The following is a 365-nucleotide window of genomic DNA, read 5'->3' on the forward strand; positions in this document are numbered from 1 at the left end:
GCATCAACTACAACAAGTTCGACCCGATCTCCTCGGCGGACCGCAGCTACTCCAAGGACGCCTTGTATCTGTCCAGCGGCAAGATCGTCACGCGCGGTTCCAGCCGCACGCCGACCGGCTTCATCCAGTTGCCGGGCGTCAACCCGAACTTCGACCCGAACGACCCGACGAAGGGCCCGAAGTTCCTTCCCGGCACGCTGGCTGCGCAGTTCAACTGCGCCTCCGTGAGCCGCGGCAGCGGCGACGGCACCTCGCTCGGCGACTATCACTGCTTCACGAACAGCGACTCGTTCAACTTCCAGCGCACCAACCTGATCCTGACGCCGCAGGAGCGCACCAGCGCGTTCGCGCTGGCGAACTACCAG

At 64.7% G+C, this 365-nt stretch carries 1 pseudogene; it reads left to right on the plus strand.

The annotated features are described in order from the left end of the window. Positions 1-365 (plus strand): annotated as a pseudogene (locus MBSD_RS15535) (hypothetical protein); the annotation flags it as partial.

Origin of the sequence: Mizugakiibacter sediminis (assembly GCF_000953855.2) — a bacterium.
In the GTDB taxonomy this organism is placed as follows: Bacteria; Pseudomonadota; Gammaproteobacteria; order Xanthomonadales; family Rhodanobacteraceae; genus Mizugakiibacter; species Mizugakiibacter sediminis.